The sequence below is a fragment of the Vreelandella sp. ssv genome, from assembly GCF_059448525.1.
The window spans coordinates 2993863-3011279 of the sequence record NZ_CM182545.1 but is presented as its reverse complement, the minus strand read 5'-3'; the positions used below and the strand labels follow the sequence as shown (position 1 = coordinate 3011279).

The following is a 17417-nucleotide window of genomic DNA, read 5'->3' as shown; positions in this document are numbered from 1 at the left end:
CTCAATTGATCTGTTCCCAGCGCCCAGTAGGCTAGGCTAAACGCAGGCTCTTTTTTGTAAGCACTTACCCTACGCTCTTAAAACAGGTACTCCCATGACAACAACAGCGATTCAGCACTTTATTAATGGCCAGGTCACCGCTGGCGAGTCTTCAAACTCTCAGGACGTTTTTAATCCCGCCAGCGGCCGTGTTACCGGCCGTGTATCCCTCGCTTCATCAAAAGATGTGAACACCGCCGTCGAAGCGGCGCAAGCTGCCTTTCCGGCCTGGGCCGATACGCCGCCCATTCGCCGTGCCCGGGTGATGTTCAAATTTCTAGAGCTGTTAAACGTTCACAAAGACGAGCTAGCCGAAGCGATTACCAAAGAGCACGGCAAAGTGTTTACCGATGCCCAGGGGGAAGTCGCACGTGGTATTGATATTGTTGAATTCGCTTGCGGTATCCCGCAATTGCTCAAGGGTGACTATACCGAGCAGGTAAGTACTGGCATCGATAACTGGACGATGCGCCAGCCGTTGGGCGTGGTCGCTGGTATAACGCCATTTAATTTCCCGGCCATGGTGCCGATGTGGATGTTCCCGCTAGCCATTGCGGCGGGTAATACGTTTATTTTGAAGCCAAGCCCGCTTGACCCTAGCGCCTCATTGTTGATGGCTGATCTGCTAAAACAGGCGGGTCTGCCCGACGGCGTTTTCAACGTCGTACAGGGCGACAAGGATTCGGTGGAAGCGCTGCTCGACCATCCGCACGTTAAGGCGCTGTCGTTTGTGGGTTCTACGCCGATTGCCAATTTGATCTACGAGCGCGGTGCGCGGAACGGCAAGCGTATACAAGCACTCGGTGGGGCTAAAAATCACATGGTGGTGATGCCGGATGCCCACCTTGATAAAGCAGTTGATGCACTCATCGGTGCCGCCTACGGCTCTGCCGGTGAGCGTTGCATGGCGATTAGCGTGGCGGTGTTAGTAGGCGACGTAGCGGATAAAGTCGTGCCCGCATTGGCTGAGAGGGCTAAAGCGCTAAAAGTAAAAGACGGTATGCACCTTGATGCGGAAATGGGCCCCATTGTGACCCGCCAAGCCCACCAGCGGATTACCGGCTATATCGAAAAAGGCGTGGCTGAAGGCGCTGAACTGGTCGTCGATGGCCGCAACTTTGAGGCCTCAGCGGCGGGTGAGAACTGCGCCGAAGGCTTCTGGATGGGTGGCACGCTGTTCGACAACGTCACCCCCGAGATGACGATCTATAAAGAGGAGATTTTTGGCCCGGTGCTGGTCTGTGTGCGGGTGCCGGATATTGCCACTGCAATTCAACTGATTAACGATCACGAGTTTGGCAATGGCGTCAGTTGCTTTACCGAAAGCGGTACGGTGGCACGTGAGTTTGGCCGCCGTATTCAGGTCGGCATGGTGGGGATCAATGTGCCTATTCCGGTGCCAATGGCGTGGCACGGCTTTGGCGGCTGGAAGCGCTCCTTGTTTGGCGATACCCATGCCTACGGTGAAGAGGGGGTGCGTTTTTACACCAAGCAGAAATCAATTATGCAGCGCTGGTCGGACTCAATTGATGCCGGTGCTGAGTTCGTCATGCCGACCGCGAAGTAGACCCAGCGGAGATAACAATAATGGCTCAACAACAATCACAAGCGGCGCCGAATGCTGGTTTAGAGTTTGACTATATCGTGGTGGGAGCAGGCACCGCCGGGTGCCTGCTAGCGAATCGGCTGAGCGCCAACCCCAACCACCGTGTACTGCTGATAGAGGCGGGCGGGCGTGATAATTATCACTGGATTCATATTCCGGTGGGGTATCTGTACTGCATTAATAACCCACGTACCGACTGGCTGTTTCGCACCGAGCCGGACAAAGGGCTTAATGGCCGCTCGTTGATCTATCCGCGGGGTAAGATTCTGGGGGGATGCTCCAGTATCAACGGCATGATTTATATGCGTGGTCAGGCCCGGGATTACGATCACTGGGCCGATGTGGCGGGCGACGATGCCTGGAAGTGGGAAAACTGCTTACCCGACTTTATGAAACACGAAGATCATTACCGCCTCGATGACGGCGGCGATGCCGATGAAAAACATCGAGATTTCCACGGCCACGGCGGCGAATGGCGGATCGAAAAGCAGCGCCTCAAATGGCAGGTGCTGGATGATTTTGCCGAGGCTGCCGCTCAGGCTGGCATTCCGCGTACTGAGGACTTTAACCGCGGCTCTAACGAGGGCGTGGCCTACTTTGAGGTCAACCAGCGCTCGGGCTGGCGCTGGAATACCGCCAAGGCGTTTTTGCGACCCGCGCTGAAGCGCGACAACTTAACGCTCTGGCACTCCACTCAGGTCAATCGACTGCTGTTTGACAAGCGTGGGGAGACGCTGCGCTGCGCAGGTGTGGAAGTAGAGCGGGGTGGTCAGGTGCAGCGCGCCATGGTGAGTGGCGAGGTGGTGCTTTGCGCGGGTGCTATCGGTTCGCCGCATCTACTTCAGCTTTCCGGCGTGGGGCCGGGTGAACTGCTACGCGAGCATGGCATCGAAGTCGTGCATGAATTGCCCGGAGTGGGTGAGAACCTGCAGGATCATCTACAGATTCGCTCGATATATAAAATCACCAACGGCAAAACCCTGAATGCCATGGCCAGTACACTGTTAGGTAAAGCGGGGATTGGCTTGGAGTATCTGCTTAAACGCTCTGGGCCGATGAGTATGGCGCCTTCGCAGTTGGGGGCCTTTACCCGCAGCTCTGAGGAGCATACCCACCCCAATATTCAATACCATGTGCAACCATTAAGCCTGGAGGCCTTTGGCCAGCCACTCCACCCCTACCCGGCAATTACCGCCAGCGTGTGTAATTTGAATCCCACCAGCCGAGGCACGGTGCGGCTTAAAAGCAGCGACCCACGACAGGCACCGGCTATTTTCCCTAACTACCTGAGCACGCCAGAGGATCGCAAGGTGGCGGCGGATTCTCTGCGTGTCACCCGGCGGATCGCCGAGCAGCCCGCGTTTGCCAAGTACGCGCCGGAAGAGGTCAAACCCGGCGTCGAGTACCAAAGCGACGATGAGCTAGCCCGGCTGGCCGGTGATATCGGCACGACGATTTTCCACCCCGTTGGCACTGCCAAAATGGGCCGTTCGGATGATGCCATGGCGGTCGTTGACGGGCGTCTGCGAGTGCGCGGCGTTATAGGATTGCGGGTGGCTGATGCGAGCATTATGCCGACCATCACCAGCGGCAACACTAACTCACCCACGCTGATGATTGCGGAGAAGGCCGCCGGATGGCTATTGGCTGAACGCAGCCATGCGTCAGAAACGGCTCCGGTACGCGAGCCTGTGTAGCGGTGTTTTATTGTGTGTTGACGTAGCTACTGGTTAGGCGCAGAATAAACGCAGTTGGTTAGCAAGTTGAACGTTGTCAGCAGCATAGAAGCGCCTCAAGCGTTAAATCTGGTGAAAGTTTCTTGTTTTACCCACTGCACTTCGGGTATTTCCCGGTTTTAATTAGCTACATCGAGGATTTCGATCATGGCAACTGGCACAGTTAAGTGGTTTAACGACACTAAAGGTTTCGGCTTCATTTCTCCTGACGACAATGGCGACGACCTGTTCGCGCATTTCTCTGAAATTCAGTCTGAAGGTTTCAAATCTCTGCAAGACGGCCAGAAGGTTTCCTTCGACGTCACCCAGGGTAAAAAAGGCCTTCAGGCTTCTAACATCAAAGTTGTCTAAGTTAATTCTTAAACATTGAGATGTTAGCAATCATCGCCTAGCGTTGATTGACCAAAGAACCCCGCCAAGTGCGGGGTTTTTTGTATCTATACGATTTAGTGCAACGACACCTACCTCACTGCTTATATGCGTATATTCCATTTTGATCTTTAAATGTTTCTAAAAATAACTTTTTAGAATATAGGGCTGGCCTCACAATACACCCATGCTTATTTATGAAGGATGTTGTGGTGATGTCGGTTGATGCTTGGATTGCAGTCGCGGTGGTGCTGACAATTTTTCCGCTAATGGCGTTCTCACGTCTAGGGCCGGATATTATCCTGCTGGGCGCGGTTATTATATTGATGACGCTTGGCGTGATTGACCCCCAGCAGGCGCTGGGAGGCTTTTCCAACAGCGGGCTGTTTACCGTTGCCTTTATGTATGTACTGGTAGCCAGCATTCGTGAAACCGGCGGTATCGATCTGATCATCCGCTATGTGCTTGGGCGCCCTGATAAAGAAAGGGGGGCGCTCATTCGTCTACTGTTACCCGTAGCGGCACTTAGCGCCTTTGTTAATAATACGCCCGTGGTCGCCACCTACATTCCTGCCGTAATGAGCTGGAGTCGCAGGCTGCGTTTATCTCCCCAGCGACTCCTGATGCCGCTTAGTTTTGCGTCCATTCTAGGCGGTACTATCACACTGTTTGGTACCAGCACTAATTTAGTGGTGCATGGGCTGCTGCTAGAGCGCTACCCCGAACTGGGGATGGGGCTGCTGGATTTGGCTTGGGTAGGCATTCCCGTCGCGGTGGTAGGCCTTGCTTACTTGATTTTGCTGGGGCCACGCTTACTGCCTGCCCGGGAGGGGGTGGCCAATGCGTTTGCCAACCCACGTGAGTTCACCATCGAAATGGAAGTCGACCCTGCCGGCGTGCTGGTTGACCGTAGCGTTGAAGAAGCGGGACTGCGCCACTTACAAGAGCTGTTTCTAGTTGAAATTGAGCGCGCGGGTAACGTGGTTAGTGTCGTTGGCCCTGGTGAACAGTTAAAAGGCGGTGATCGCCTGGTGTTTGCGGGGACCTCTGACGCCGCAGTGGAGTTGCAGCAAATTCGTGGTTTGATTCCTTCTCGGGATGATACGTCGAGTCTGGAGAAAGAGTTTAAGGAGCGTCGCCTGGTCGAGGCGGTGGTGTCTAATCAGTGCCAGTTTATCGGTCAGCGTATTCGCGATGGCCACTTCAGAACCTTGTATGGGGCGGCAGTGCTGGCAATTTGCCGGGGAGGCGAGCGCGTGAAAGGCAACCTGGGCCAAGTGCGTTTACAGCCCGCTGACGTTCTGCTGCTGGAAGCACGACCACCGTTTATTGAGCGTCATCGTCAGTCACGCGACTTTTTATTGATTAGCGAGCTGAATGGGGCCGCCCGTCCAATACATGAAAAAGCACCGCTAGCATGGGGCCTGCTGTTAGGTGCCGTGCTACTCGCTGCCTTAGGCGTACTGAGCATGCTCAACGCCGCCATGTTAGGAGCGGCATTAGCGCTATTAACGGGATGTTGTTCGGTGGGGGCAGCCAAGCGTGGCTTGGATACTCAGGTGCTACTCACGATTGCCGCTTCCTTTGGGGTGGGGGCCGCGCTGCAGAGTTCCGGCGCCGCTGAGGTGATGGCGGGTGGGGTCCTCACTTTTGTGGCGGGGAATCCTCTGCTGCTGCTGATCGGCACCTACTGCGTGGTCGCGCTTCTCACGGAGCTGGTGACCAATAACGCAGCGGCGGTGATTATTTTCCCAGTGGTAATGAGCGCCGCAGAAAGCTTGGGCGCTAGCCCGATGCCCTATGTGGTGGCGGTCATGTTTGCCGCTTCGGCGAGCTTTTTAACCCCCATCGGCTATCAAACCAATCTGATGGTGTATGGCCCCGGCGGCTATCGGGTCAGCGATTTTCTTCGCCTGGGGAGTGGTTTGAATATACTGACCGGCGCGATAGCGCTACTCTTGATTCCCCTGGTGTGGCCCTTTTAAATAAAGCGTGCCTTTTTTAAGAGTACCAGGGTCTTTTTAAGTGTGCTGCCGCTCGCGGTTAACGCTGGTTTGCGCTAGGGTGGCGCTTTTTAGATAAGGAATATGATTTCATGACTGCTCCTGGCGAACTGATTATTGAGCCGACAGATGGTCAACCCGCCGATGCGTGTGTGTTTATTATTCACGGCTTAGGTGCGGACGGTCACGATTTTGAACCGCTGGTGCCAGCGCTAGGGTTGCCCAAGTCGGCTCACGTGCGCTTTATCATGCCTCATGCGCCACGCCTACCGGTGACGATTAATGGCGGCATGGTGATGCCCGCTTGGTACGATATTCTTGCCATGGATTTGGGGCGCAGGGTAGACGAGAGCCAGCTTAAGAAATCTGCTGAACGAATCCAGGCGCTGATCCAAGAGCAAATCGACCAGGGTATCGACAGCCAGCGCATTATCGTGGCGGGCTTTTCACAAGGGGGCGCTGTTGCCTATCACGCAGCGCTTACTTTTCCCGCGCCGCTGGGCGGACTTTTGGCTATGTCGACCTACTTTGCGACAGCAGACAATATCGATCTCGCGGAAGCCAACCGTCAGATTCCGGTGGAAGTGCAGCACGGTAATTTTGATCCGATTGTGCCCGAGAGCCTGGGTCGCAGCGGCGCCGATCGCCTAAAAGCGATGGGTTATGCAGTCAATTATCGCCAATACCCCATGGCGCACGCGCTCTGCCCTCAGCAGGTGAATGATATCGGCAAATGGCTGATTGCGCGCCTGAGCTAAGCGCCTATTCGTGCCCGATGCAAGGACGTAGCGAAAACGAATGATAGCTTTCTCAGATGCGATCGTATCTTTTGATGTAATAGAAGTGCTGCTGGCGCTGTGCTTAACAGGGTCGGCACTAGTGTGCCTGTTTGATCGCCACTTAGTGCGCGCCTGCTGTTTCTTCGTTGGGTTTTCTGTTGCCATGACGCTGGCCTGGTGGCAACTTGAGGCGCCCTTACTGGCGGCGGCCGAGCTGTTGCTTGGAGTAATGCTGTCTGGACCCTGCTTTTTCTATGCGCTGGGGCATCTTTCCCCTGGCGCTTCATCGCCTCTTAAACACGATAAATTCAACGAGCCTTGGTCGCGAGTGGCCATGCGCGTTGTATTGGCGCTGGCTTGGTTTGTCATGGTCGGCGCGGCTATTCGCTATATTATCGCCGACATGGCGTATTCCCCTTCGGAGCATCCGCTGCTTTTAGCGGGGGTATTGATCGCTGCCAGTGCCTTGGGGGCGTTTGCATTGCATCGCCATTTGCTGCGCCGTTTGCTGGCGTTCAATATTCTCGGTTCTGCGGTGTTTATGCTGCTAGCTGGCGTGGCGGGCACTTCCCCGGCTGCTCAGGCCCTGATCAGCGTGGGGCTTCTAGTTGCCTGGCTGGGGTCGATGCTTGGCGCACTGCTGATAAGGCAGCTTTTACATCTGGAAGGGGTCGAAGCCTTAGGTCGTGACGGCGCACTCAAGGAGCGCTCCACATGATCTGGCGGTTTGGCCTCTTCGATAGCACTTTTGAGCCTCTTTTGAGCACCCACTGGGCGCTGATAGTCGCGTTGGGTTTGCCGCTGATTTTAGGTCTGTTAGCCGCACTGTTTCCCCCTAAGCGTACCTTTCCCGTTATGCTGGCTAGCCTTCCGGTATTGGCGTCTGGGGTGCTGCTGCTGGCTGCCTTTGAACAAGCGGGATTGCTGCGTTGGCAGTGGGAATTCGCCGGTATTCAGCTGTCGCTTCGCTTAAACGGGCTGAGTGTGCTGTTGCTATTAACGACACAATTGATCGGTGTTGCAGCAGCGCTTTATACCCCCGGCTATTTGCGACTGAGCGAAACCGGGCCGCTGGCACGCTGGCTGTGGCCTTTGATGGGCGTTTTGCTAAGTGCGCTTTCGTTAATTTGGTTAGCCACCGACTTGCTCACCCTGTATTTTGCCCTGGAGTTAATGGGGCTGGCAGCGGTGGGCATGCTGATGCTTTCAGGGAAAGTACCAGCCCTTGTGGCGGGGATGCGCTATTTACTCTTGGCACTGGTAGGGTCGCTAACCTATCTGCTTGGGGTGGCGCTGATTTTAGGCCACTGGGGTCGGTTGGATTTACAGGGCTTAGCCGAGGTAATAGAGCCAGGCCCCGTCGCTTGGTTCGCCGCCGCGCTAATAGGCGCCGGACTGGCCTTAAAGGCCGCACTATTTCCCTTACATGCGTGGCTGAGCCCCGTGCACGAGAATGCCTGGACTCCGGTGAGCTCGCTGCATGCCGCTCTGGTGATCAAGGCATCTCTGTTCATGCTTCTGCAGCTGTGGAGCATCCTGCTGCCGGATACGTTTTTTGCACCGCGTGTGATCGCCTGGCTGGGCATGTTCGCGATTGTCTGGGGGGGGCTGTTGGCCTGGCGTACAGACTCGCTGAAAACCTTGGTCGCTTCCTCAACCGTCGCGCAGTTGGGCTACCTGATGGTGGCTTTTCCTCTGTTACTGGGGCCGGATATCGCGCCGTTACCGCGTGCCTTGGCTTGGGAAGGGTTTTGGCTGCAATTGATGGGTCACGCCTTTGCCAAAGCGGCTATGTTCATGGCCGCTGGTAACCTGATATTGGCCACTGGCGAGAGCACGCTTAAAGGGTTGGCCGGCACTAGTCGCCGTTTGCCACTTTCACTATTAGTGTTTGGCATTGCCTCAATCACCCTGATGGGCCTGCCGCCGAGCTCTGGCTTCACGGCTAAGTGGATGCTGCTTCAAGCGATGATTATCACTCAGCAGTGGTGGGCGGTGGCAGCGCTATTAACCGGTACGCTGCTGACCGCGGCCTATATTTTTCGCATGTTTCGCTACTCCTTTGATGAGACGGCGCCCCGCCATCGTTATCAGCCGTTGGCGCCAGGTATGGACTTCATTGCTTTGACTCTCGCATTAACTGCTTTCGCGCTTGGGCTATTAGCGCATTTCCCGCTGGAATTGATGCATGGAGGAAGCCCATGAACGCCGCCTGGTTACCGTTAACCGCTTTGGCTACTTCGTTACTGGTCGCCGTGGCTATTTTCACACTGCCTGAAGAGGCTAGGCGGCTGCGTACGACCATTAACCTCGTGGCAGCGGTGTTTAAGATTATTCTAGTCACCCTGATGGTCAGACGGGTGGCCGCAGGGCATGAAGATATTTTTAGCTTTCAAGTCATTGGTGGCCTCGATTTTGTTCTGCGTACCGATGCGCTAGGAGTGATGTTTGCCGGGCTGTCATCGCTGCTGTGGCTATGCACTACCATTTACGCCATTGGTTACTTGGAAGGTTCTGCTAATCGGAAGCGTTTCTTTGGCTTCTTTAGCCTCTGCGTCGCCAGCACGATCGGTATTGCACTGGCCGATAACCTGTTTACCTTTCTGGTTTTCTACGAAATGTTAACGCTCTCCACCTACCCGCTGGTGGTTCACAACGGTACGCAGCAAGCCCTCAATGCCGGACGCGTTTATTTGCGCTACACGCTAAGCGCGGGCGTGGTACTGCTGCTGGCTGCGGTGCTGCTGTATACCCTGACAGGGGACCAATCGTTCTCTTCTGAAGAGGGATTGGGCGACTATTTAAACGATCATCGTGGCCTGCTAACGCTGATATTTGCTCTGTTAGTGGGTGGGTTTGCGGTGAAGGCGGCTATGGTGCCTCTGCATGGCTGGCTACCGAGAGCGATGGTGGCGCCGGCGCCAGTAAGTGCGTTGTTGCATGCGGTGGCGGTGGTTAAGGCGGGGGCTTTCGGTATTCTACGGGTTGTTTATGACCTATACGGTATTGAGCTGAGCGTAGAGCTGGGTGTGATTACCGTATTGGCAGTAGCAGCGTCCATCACGATTATTTATGGCTCGTTAAGGGCGATTGCCCAGGAGGAGCTGAAACCGCGTCTGGCGTTTTCCACCGTCAGCCAAGTCTCCTACATCATTCTTGGGATAGGTCTGTTTGGCCCTTTTGGTACTGTCGGTGCGCTCGCACACTTGCTGCACCAGGGTTTAATGAAGGTCACGCTGTTCTTCTGTGCCGGTAACTACGCCGAAGAGCTGGGGATCCATCGCATTGACGAAATGGATGGCGCCGGTAAGCGCATGCCGTTGACCAGCATCGCGTTTACCATTGGCGCGTTAGGCATGATTGGCCTTCCTCCCGTGGCGGGGTTTATTACCAAGTGGTATCTCGGCATGGGAGCGATTCAGGCCGAGATGTATTGGGTCGTCGCCGTATTGGTAGCGAGCAGCACGCTCAACGCCATCTACTTTTTGCCGATTGTACATCGCTTGTGGTTTCGCCTGGGCCCAGCCCATGGCAAAGGCAGTTGGCCCAAAGAGCAGCGTTTAGGCCGTTTAGAAACCCATGGCTGGCTGCTTTGGCCCATGGTGTTTACCGCCATGGCCAGCTTGGGCGCTGGGTTATTTGCCGGACTTCCCTTTAGCCCCTTGGATTGGGCCGCTCGCGTGGCATCCGGGGAGTATCTGCCATGATGACATTGCTGCTGGCGCTGGCACTGATCTGGCCGCTCGGCGTTGCGGGTGTCGCGGTATGGAACGCTTACCGTCCCCCCGCTGCACAGCAGGGCTATTTTTCAGTGTTGTGGCTAAGCGCCGCTTGGCCAGCGCTATTGTTGGCCTATGGCGGGGAGGTGCACTGGACGATCGATGTCTGGATGCTGGGCGGCGAATGGGAGCTTAACTCGCTAAGCCGACCGTGGCTTGCGTTTACGGCGCTGCTTTGGAGCATCGCTGCCATTCATGCCAGAGGCTATTTTGCGGCGGAGCAAGAGAAGGCCAAGGCGGGGGATCAAGACACACAGCGACGTTTGCTGCGGCTGTCGGTGCTGTGGCCATTAACCCTGCTGGGCAATGTACTGTTGGTCATTGCTCAGGATATCGCCAGTTTCTATTCAGGCTTTGCGCTGATGACCTTCGCCGCTTACGCCTTGGTGGTGCATAGCGGTTCAGACGAGGCCAAGCTGGGCGCCAAGGTGTATTTGATATTAGCCGTCGTCGGTGAAGGACTCATATTAGGTGGGTTTTTATGGGCGGCAGGAGAGGCCGACACACTTTTGCTACAGGGTGTGCGTGAAGGCATCCTTGTCGCTGAGCATGGCGCCTGGATGGCCGCCTTGCTGTGCTTGGGGTTTGGCGTAAAAGCAGGCGTCATCGGTTTGCATGTATGGCTGCCGTTGGCGCACCCGGTAGCGCCTGCGCCAGCCAGTGCCGTGCTGAGCGGGGCGATGATTAAGGCCGGGCTGCTAGGCTGGATTAGTGTACTGCCATTAGGTAGTGACCAGGTGTCAGCACCGCTAGCCCAGTTTGGCAACGGAATGTTGATCGTGGGCTTGGCGGCAGCGTTTGGCGCCGCGCTATATGGCGTTTTTCAGCGCCATCCGAAAGCTGTATTGGCTTACTCCAGTATCAGCCAGATGGGCATGATGACCGCCGTGGTGGCGATGGGATTGATCGCGCCAGACGTATGGCCGCTGCTGTGGCCAGGTTTAGTACTGTTTGCTGCCCATCACGCGCTGGCTAAAGGCTCGCTGTTTATGGGCACCAGTATCAGCGAGCATTTGCCGCGCTGGCCGCTGCCATTGGTATGGGCACTGCTAGCGCTGCCCGGCATATCGCTGTCGGGCGCTATCGGCGCGGGCATGGTCAGCAAGTGGGGGGTGAAAAGTCCGCTCTATGAAATGCACCATGAATCGCTGGTCAAACTGCTCAGTTGGGCCGCTGTGGGCACCGCGGCGCTGGTGAGCGTTGCCCTCTGGCGCCAGTGGCAGCAACGTCATAAAGGGGGCAGCAACCCAGAGCAGTGGGGCGCCTGGTTAGTGGCCATTATCGCCGCGCTGTTGACACCGCTTTGGCTTCCCCTGCCTGCTGGCAGCATCGAGATGCCGCCACTGAAAGAGTGGCTGGGGATTATTTGGCCATTTCCGGTAGGCGTACTGTTCGCGGTGGTGGGGTGGTTACTAACGCGTCCGTTGAAGGGCAAAACGCTTCCTGCGGGCGATCTATGGTGGTTCTATACTTTTGTCATTGGCGCGGTGTTGGTCCCTATCCGAGCTTTTGGGCACGGCTGCGGTCGGCTGAAATCGGCAAGTGTGGTAACCGCTCAAAAAGCGGAAGAGACGTTGATGGGCCATTTAACTCGGCTATTGTCGGGGGAGTCCTGGTTGCGTCACCATACTAGCGGTTTAATGATGATGCTTGCCGTACTACTTGCGGCGCTACTGATGTGGGAAGGCCAGCGATGATACGTCTGTTGGAAAAACGGTTGTCTGGAACGTACTTAAGCGGGCGTTTGTTAGGAGCGCTCTGTGGGTAAGCTTGCGCGAGGTCGTCGTGCCCAGGTGCCCGGCGATATCCCGCAACGTGGCTGGCACGATATTGCCTGGCGGGTGGTGCGAGCCGCTCGCCGCAACCGTATTACCATGTTGGCCGCAGGCGTGGCTTTCTATGCGTTGCTGGCGCTATTTCCCACTATCGCCGCGGTGATTTCACTCTGGGGTCTGCTGTTTGACCCTTATGAAGCAGGCCAGCAGTTGTATGAAATTAGTCGTTTTATGCCCCCCGATGCCGCTAAATTGATTGATCAACAGGCTCAGCAGGTGGTTGAAAGTGCGGAGTCAGGTAACTTTTTGGGTGCCCTCGCCGGGCTGTTGATTGCAATGTTTATTGCCTCGAAGGGGGTGGCGGTTTTGGTGATCGGCCTTAACGTGGTGTATGGCGAAGCCGAGAAGCGCAGTCTGTTACACCGCGGTACGGTATTGGTATCCCTGACCTTTGGCTTGATTATTATGACGCTAATCTCGCTGGGGTTTATTGCCATCGTGCCGGTGGTGGTTAACTCCCTGGCGATTGATCCACCGTTGGATAAGATCCTACAGTGGCTGCGCTGGCCAGCGTTGCTGTTTATGATGAGCATGCTGATCGCGCTGCTTTATCGCTATGCGCCTTATCGGCGATCGGCGCAGTGGAACTGGTTAAGTTATGGCACGCTGCTGGCAACGGTGATGTGGCTATTGGGTTCCGGTGGTCTTTCGCTTTATGTGCGTTATTTCTCCACCTTCAGCGAGCTTTATGGATCGTTAGGTGCCGTCGTGGCACTCATGATCTGGTTTTGGTTGTCTGCTTTTGTGGTGCTGTTTGGGGCAGAAGTTAATTGTGAAATGGAGCGCCAAACCTTTAATGACACCACAATTGGGGAGGCGCGCCCGATAGGCGAGCGTGAAGCGTTTGCCGCGGATACGATTGGAGCCCCCCGGACGGGGGTGGGGTCGGGCGATGATTCAGAGAGTTAGTCGCTCAGCAGCGGGACAGGGTCAAAACCCTCCTACCCCTGAGGTAGGAGGGGGAACGATCTTCAATTCACCTACTTTATAACAACTCCTCCGCTGCCAGTGCCAAGCGTGAGCGTTCAACGCTTTTCAGTGTGATGTGTCCTGCGTGGGGCCAGTCACGGAAGCGCTCCACCACCGCCGCCATACCGCAGGTGTTAGCCGTGAGATACGGCGTATCGATTTGCCCAACGTTGCCCAAACAGACAATTTTAGTATTCCGCCCCGCCCGGGTGACCAGTGACTTGAGCTGTTTGGGAGTGAAGTTTTGCGCCTCATCGATGATTAAGAAAGTGTCGTTTAAGGTGCGGCCGCGCATAAAGCTCGGTGAACGTATTTGAACCCGCGAGCCAATTAGTTGCCGCGTGGCACCATTGTCCCAGCTTGATTCCCCCTCCTCATTGCGTAATAGGTTGTCCATATTGTCGTGGAAGGCCCCCATCCACGGCGACATCTTCTCCTCCTCCGTACCGGGTAGAAAGCCAATGTCTTCGCCCATGGGGATCGGCGCGCGGGTAAACACAATGCGTTCAAACAGCTTGGCATCCAGCGTCTGCTGAAAGGCGGCGGCCAGGGTCATAAAGGTTTTACCCGTACCGGCATTACCCGCAATGGTTACTAGATCAATATCGGGGTCCATCAGAAGGTTTAAGGTGAAATTCTGCCGGCTGTCATGAGCGTGTACGCCCCAGACACCTGCATGGTGGCGGTAGTTAGTCAGTAGTTGCAGACGAGCCGATGAAGGCCCCAGTTCACGAATGATCGCCTCAAACTCGGCGCCGTTTTCGCTATCCGAGACCAGCATGCCCACGTGCCATTGGCGGGGCATATTGCCAGTGAGTTGATAGAACGTGTGGTGGCCAACGCGTTCAACGGTCACATCAACATTCAAGGTTTCCCAGAGTGACGCACCATCATGGCCTGCTGAGGCGTAAACCTGTGCGCCTTCGATCATGGCGTCGCTGTCGGAGAAAGCACGGTCGTTAAGGTAATCTTCAACAGGCACTTTCAATGCGGCAGCTTTAACCCGCAGGTTGATATCCTTGGTGATTAGGATAACTGAGGCGTCGGGGCGTTCTTCACGCAGGCGGCAGGTCTCCGCCAGTATGCGGTTGTCAGGGCTATCGTCGAGAGCGTCAAAAAGTTTTAAGTCGTTATAGCATAAGAAGTGCAGGCGTCCTGTTTCGCCACTGATACGGGGAATCGGAATGCCGCGTTGGATCTCATCAAAGGTGACTTGGCTAGTAAGGTCAGAGAGCGTACGGCTGATTTGGCGAGCCGTGCGAGCGATTTCACGAACACCGTTTTTGTGCTTATCAAGCTCCTCCAGCACAGTCATGGGGATAACAACATCGTGCTCATCAAAGTGATAAAGCGCGGCGGGGTCATGAATGAGGACATTGGTGTCCAACACATACAGCCGAGTGGCTTTCTTATCGAGTCGTACCATCGTTGGAATCACTCCTTGGTTGACGGCAACTTCGACACTGGCAGGTGCGTATTACGCCCAGATGACACTTGCCTGTGTCCCTCACGTGGCGTGTCCTGGCGTCTCCTTATTTAGCACTTTTTAATAGCGTGGAAGGCTTTGGTGTTTTTCGCCACAAAAAAGATTTCAACGATGTGTCAGCCCGTTCTGTGCATCAGTTCTGGGAGGCTAAGAAGTGTGCCACCTTGGTTAATAAGGCGGTGGCAACCACGCCGCGGTTATCGCTCTCAACGTAGCGGTAGTAGTGACTCTCTAACGCAAGGTCGTGGTTGAGCGTGCACAGTGTGCCCGCCTCCAGGGCACCTTTAACCAGCGGGTGAGGCAGTAGCGCCCAGCCGGTTGCGTTGATAACGGCGTCGCGAATCACCTCAAACATCGTTAGCCCAAGATAATTGCCTGAAAACAGTGCTTCGCTGATCAGCTTGTCATCCTGCACGTGGGTCAAACACACTTGGGTGTACTGGGCTAAGTCATCGCGGTTTACGCTAGGCAGGCGACTCAGCGGGTGTTTAGGCGCTGCCACTAAACGCATGCTGACCGGAGCAAGGTTGGCAGCGTTGGCGTCGATGCCTTCAGCGGTATACAGGCCGAAGGCAATATCCACCGTTTGACGCTGCACAAACTGGGTATGTTCTTGGGGAGGTACCAAATAAACCGAAATCGCGGTGAGCGGAAACTGCTGTTTTAGGTCATGCATCACCTGGCGCCAAAACACTTCAGGCAAAGCGTCATCGCGGGCAATGCAGAGTTGGCTTTCGACGCCCTGCAAATGTTGGTGGCAGTGCTTTTTGATCCGGCTGGCGCTGGTGAGTAACCGGTAGCAATCGGGCAGTACGCTATCGCCTACGGCGGTGAGCGTTAGACTATTCCCAGAGCGCTCAAATAACGCCACGCCCAGACTGTCCTCTAACGCATTCACTGCTGCACTTAACGTGCTCCGCTTGAGGCCGGTATGCCGCGCCGCGGCGGCAAATGAGCCATGTTCGGTAACATCAATAAAGGCCTGAACCTGTTCCGCACGCATAATTGTTCCGCTGGATTCATTGAGCGCCACTTAACTTGGCGCTGAGCGATTCGTGATTATCATCACTCCCTTCTATTATGGCGCACAATTAGACTAATGCTATGGAGTTATCCGCGTGACCCCCTTTGTTGCCGAGCGCCGTGCGCTAAAATTTTCAGCCATTTCAGCCAGCCTGTTCGCGTTTACCGGGCTTGCGTTAGGGCTTACCAGCGGTTCGATCACTATTCTGTTTGATAGTGGCTATTCGCTATTAAGCTTAGTGTTGGCATCGTTGTCGCTGTATGCCCTCAAGCAGGCGCGTAAACCGGCGGATGATCACTACCCCTTTGGGCGGCTGACAGTGGAGCCGCTTGCGGTGCTGCTCAAAGGCGTAGTGATCGCTATGGTGTGTGTGGTGTCGCTGGTGTCCGCCCTGTGGAGCCTGCTTAATGGTGGCCGCCTGGTGACGCTGGATTTGGCGCTGATGTTTGGCGTGGTCAACGTAACCGGCTGTTTATTAACCTGGTGGTGGCTGGCACGCTACGCTCGAGTAGCGCGCTCATCGCTGTTAGCCGCCGAGCTACGCCAGTGGCAGATGGATACCTGGCTGAGTGCCGCTGTCATGCTTGGGTTTGGGCTTACTTGGGTGTTAACCCAGTCCCCCTGGGCCAGCTATGCGCGATTTGCCGACCCGGTGATGGTGCTGATCATTGCAGGCTACTTCTTGCCCATGCCGATTAGGATGGTGAAAGGGGCGTTACGTGAGCTTATGTTTGGAGGCTCATGCAGCAGCGTACGCCAGAATGTGGTCAAGGATGTCGCCGATTTTGATGTATCCGCCGACGATGTGCGTCTGGCCCAGGTGGGCAGTTTTCTGATGGTGGATATCCAGCTTGATAAGCAACAGTTCAATGATGCCCAGGAAATTGTCGATAGCGTAGAGCAGCGTTGTAAGCGGTTAAATCTGCGTCCGGTGACCAGCCTGACGCTGGTTGCTGGTTAATGTATGCGAAAAATATTGACGTTCTGTTTAAAGCAATGCTATTTAGCGCTACCGACAATAGGTGTCGGCCTAATATTGATACGTTGAGGGTTGTAAAAACATGCCATTGCGCCGCTGTTTACCCGTACTGCTACTGACCGCTATGGTCGCTGGCTGTGCAAGTTCTACCATTGCCCCAAGCTATACCAGTAGCAATCCTGATGTCATGCGGATTGGCGGTGAACGACCAGCCAATCGGGATGCGACGGTCGAAAGCGCCGGTTCGTTCTGCCTGGAAACTACAGAACGTTGGAATGAGCATGGCCGTACACCCGATGATCAAACGCTATGGGCGAAAGACACCCTGCGTAAAGTGGTGCCTTGCAAGCAGTAATCGTTAGTAAAACCACAACCGCCAGCTTCGATAAGCTGGCGGTTTTGTAGGCAAAGGTAAGAGTTAGTCCTGTTTCTTTTCCGGCTTGCCTTTGCGCTTTGTGCTTGCGAACTCTTCTAGTTCCTCCTCGCTCATCGAGTCATACATCTCTTTAGACGAACCATAAAGTTCACTCGGCTTGGTTTCGCCGCGCTTAGCGGAAAGCGCCGCGCCCGCCGCTTTTTGCTGCGCCTTAGAGGTTGCTGGCATTGCTGGACTCCTTTCAGTTAGCTTCCTTCTTACCCACTTCATTATTTAGCACTGTATTATTGAGCATAGTAGCTGAAGCGCAGCTTTCCATAAGCATCAGTCAAACCTTCCATCTGTCCCAATCAGTTGACTTTCTTTTACCTGTCGCGCTATTAACCTAAAGGGCGAAATGCGCCTCCACAGTAAAATCCTTAGCATCAACGCCGTTA

15 protein-coding genes are annotated in these 17417 nt (G+C 55.2%); 12 read left to right on the top strand and 3 right to left on the bottom strand.

The features are described from left to right. Nucleotides 1-94 precede the first annotated feature (94 nt). From AC5TBW_RS13745 to AC5TBW_RS13700, 10 genes are all read left to right on the top strand, one after another. Nucleotides 95-1606: a CoA-acylating methylmalonate-semialdehyde dehydrogenase gene (locus AC5TBW_RS13745; RefSeq protein WP_495509100.1), complete on the top strand. Its 1512-nt coding sequence runs from the start codon at nucleotides 95-97 to the stop codon at nucleotides 1604-1606. A gap of 20 nt (nucleotides 1607-1626) precedes the next feature. Continuing rightward, nucleotides 1627-3342, top strand: coding sequence for a GMC family oxidoreductase (locus AC5TBW_RS13740; protein WP_495509099.1), 1716 nt, complete (start codon nucleotides 1627-1629; stop codon nucleotides 3340-3342). 186 nt (nucleotides 3343-3528) lie between these two features. Beyond that, entirely contained in the window at nucleotides 3529-3732 is a 204-nt protein-coding gene (locus tag AC5TBW_RS13735; RefSeq protein ID WP_008958127.1) for a cold-shock protein, read from the top strand. A 233-nt stretch (nucleotides 3733-3965) separates the two neighbouring features. Beyond that, nucleotides 3966-5735, top strand: a complete 1770-nt coding sequence (locus tag AC5TBW_RS13730; RefSeq protein ID WP_495509098.1) for an SLC13 family permease — start codon at nucleotides 3966-3968, stop codon at nucleotides 5733-5735. A 110-nt stretch (nucleotides 5736-5845) separates the two neighbouring features. After that, nucleotides 5846-6511 carry an alpha/beta hydrolase gene (locus tag AC5TBW_RS13725; protein ID WP_495509097.1) on the top strand — a complete coding sequence of 222 codons (666 nt, stop codon included), beginning with the start codon at nucleotides 5846-5848 and terminating at the stop codon, nucleotides 6509-6511. Between the two features lie 40 nt (nucleotides 6512-6551). Further along, nucleotides 6552-7250 carry a hydrogenase subunit MbhD domain-containing protein gene (locus AC5TBW_RS13720; RefSeq protein WP_495509096.1) on the top strand — a complete coding sequence of 233 codons (699 nt, stop codon included), beginning with the start codon at nucleotides 6552-6554 and terminating at the stop codon, nucleotides 7248-7250. After that, a complete protein-coding gene (locus tag AC5TBW_RS13715; protein WP_495509095.1) occupies nucleotides 7247-8737 on the top strand; it encodes a complex I subunit 5 family protein in 1491 nt (496 codons plus the stop codon). Before AC5TBW_RS13720 ends, AC5TBW_RS13715 begins: the two co-directional genes overlap by 4 nt. Further along, on the top strand, nucleotides 8734-10239 hold the full coding sequence (locus AC5TBW_RS13710; protein ID WP_495509094.1) for a complex I subunit 5 family protein: 1506 nt from the start codon (nucleotides 8734-8736) through the stop codon (nucleotides 10237-10239). The genes AC5TBW_RS13715 and AC5TBW_RS13710 overlap by 4 nt, the downstream gene beginning before the upstream one ends. Beyond that, a complete protein-coding gene (locus AC5TBW_RS13705) occupies nucleotides 10236-12008 on the top strand; it encodes a complex I subunit 5 family protein (protein ID WP_495509093.1) in 1773 nt (590 codons plus the stop codon). Before AC5TBW_RS13710 ends, AC5TBW_RS13705 begins: the two co-directional genes overlap by 4 nt. Nucleotides 12009-12071: 63 nt before the next feature. After that, nucleotides 12072-13055, top strand: a complete 984-nt coding sequence (locus AC5TBW_RS13700) for a YihY/virulence factor BrkB family protein (protein WP_495509092.1) — start codon at nucleotides 12072-12074, stop codon at nucleotides 13053-13055. Between the two features lie 76 nt (nucleotides 13056-13131). Here AC5TBW_RS13700 and AC5TBW_RS13695 read toward each other — a convergent pair whose 3' ends face one another. Both AC5TBW_RS13695 and AC5TBW_RS13690 read right to left on the bottom strand, forming a co-directional pair. Continuing rightward, on the bottom strand, nucleotides 13132-14541 hold the full coding sequence (locus tag AC5TBW_RS13695; protein WP_495509091.1) for a PhoH family protein: 1410 nt from the start codon (nucleotides 14539-14541) through the stop codon (nucleotides 13132-13134). A gap of 193 nt (nucleotides 14542-14734) precedes the next feature. Next, the gene (locus AC5TBW_RS13690) at nucleotides 14735-15604 is read right to left on the bottom strand and encodes a LysR family transcriptional regulator (RefSeq protein WP_495509090.1); all 870 of its coding nucleotides are present in this window, start codon (nucleotides 15602-15604) and stop codon (nucleotides 14735-14737) included. Nucleotides 15605-15719: 115 nt separating this feature from the next. Here AC5TBW_RS13690 and AC5TBW_RS13685 point away from each other — a divergent pair, with 115 nt between their 5' ends. Both AC5TBW_RS13685 and AC5TBW_RS13680 read left to right on the top strand, forming a co-directional pair. Next, nucleotides 15720-16586, top strand: a complete 867-nt coding sequence (locus AC5TBW_RS13685; RefSeq protein ID WP_495509089.1) for a cation diffusion facilitator family transporter — start codon at nucleotides 15720-15722, stop codon at nucleotides 16584-16586. A 100-nt stretch (nucleotides 16587-16686) separates the two neighbouring features. Then, nucleotides 16687-16959, top strand: a complete 273-nt coding sequence (locus AC5TBW_RS13680) for a hypothetical protein (RefSeq protein ID WP_495509088.1) — start codon at nucleotides 16687-16689, stop codon at nucleotides 16957-16959. A 63-nt stretch (nucleotides 16960-17022) separates the two neighbouring features. Here the strand turns inward: AC5TBW_RS13680 and AC5TBW_RS13675 are convergent, their stop codons facing one another. Continuing rightward, complete coding sequence (locus AC5TBW_RS13675) at nucleotides 17023-17208, bottom strand: DUF3008 family protein (RefSeq protein WP_495509087.1); 186 nt, start codon at nucleotides 17206-17208, stop codon at nucleotides 17023-17025. Nucleotides 17209-17417 lie beyond the last annotated feature (209 nt).

Bases quoted from the DNA above. Each gene is read 5' to 3' on its own strand.
- AC5TBW_RS13720 (WP_495509096.1), top strand. From the start codon at position 6,552: ATGATAGCTTTCTCAGATGCGATCGTATCTTTTGATGTAATAGAAGTG.
- AC5TBW_RS13740 (WP_495509099.1), top strand. From the start codon at position 1,627: ATGGCTCAACAACAATCACAAGCGGCGCCGAATGCTGGTTTAGAGTTT.
- AC5TBW_RS13690 (WP_495509090.1), bottom strand. From the start codon at position 15,604: ATGCGTGCGGAACAGGTTCAGGCCTTTATTGATGTTACCGAACATGGC.
- AC5TBW_RS13730 (WP_495509098.1), top strand. From the start codon at position 3,966: ATGTCGGTTGATGCTTGGATTGCAGTCGCGGTGGTGCTGACAATTTTT.
- AC5TBW_RS13710 (WP_495509094.1), top strand. From the start codon at position 8,734: ATGAACGCCGCCTGGTTACCGTTAACCGCTTTGGCTACTTCGTTACTG.
- AC5TBW_RS13745 (WP_495509100.1), top strand. From the start codon at position 95: ATGACAACAACAGCGATTCAGCACTTTATTAATGGCCAGGTCACCGCT.
- AC5TBW_RS13725 (WP_495509097.1), top strand. From the start codon at position 5,846: ATGACTGCTCCTGGCGAACTGATTATTGAGCCGACAGATGGTCAACCC.
- AC5TBW_RS13735 (WP_008958127.1), top strand. From the start codon at position 3,529: ATGGCAACTGGCACAGTTAAGTGGTTTAACGACACTAAAGGTTTCGGC.
- AC5TBW_RS13680 (WP_495509088.1), top strand. From the start codon at position 16,687: ATGCCATTGCGCCGCTGTTTACCCGTACTGCTACTGACCGCTATGGTC.
- AC5TBW_RS13695 (WP_495509091.1), bottom strand. From the start codon at position 14,541: ATGGTACGACTCGATAAGAAAGCCACTCGGCTGTATGTGTTGGACACC.
- AC5TBW_RS13705 (WP_495509093.1), top strand. From the start codon at position 10,236: ATGATGACATTGCTGCTGGCGCTGGCACTGATCTGGCCGCTCGGCGTT.
- AC5TBW_RS13675 (WP_495509087.1), bottom strand. From the start codon at position 17,208: ATGCCAGCAACCTCTAAGGCGCAGCAAAAAGCGGCGGGCGCGGCGCTT.
- AC5TBW_RS13715 (WP_495509095.1), top strand. From the start codon at position 7,247: ATGATCTGGCGGTTTGGCCTCTTCGATAGCACTTTTGAGCCTCTTTTG.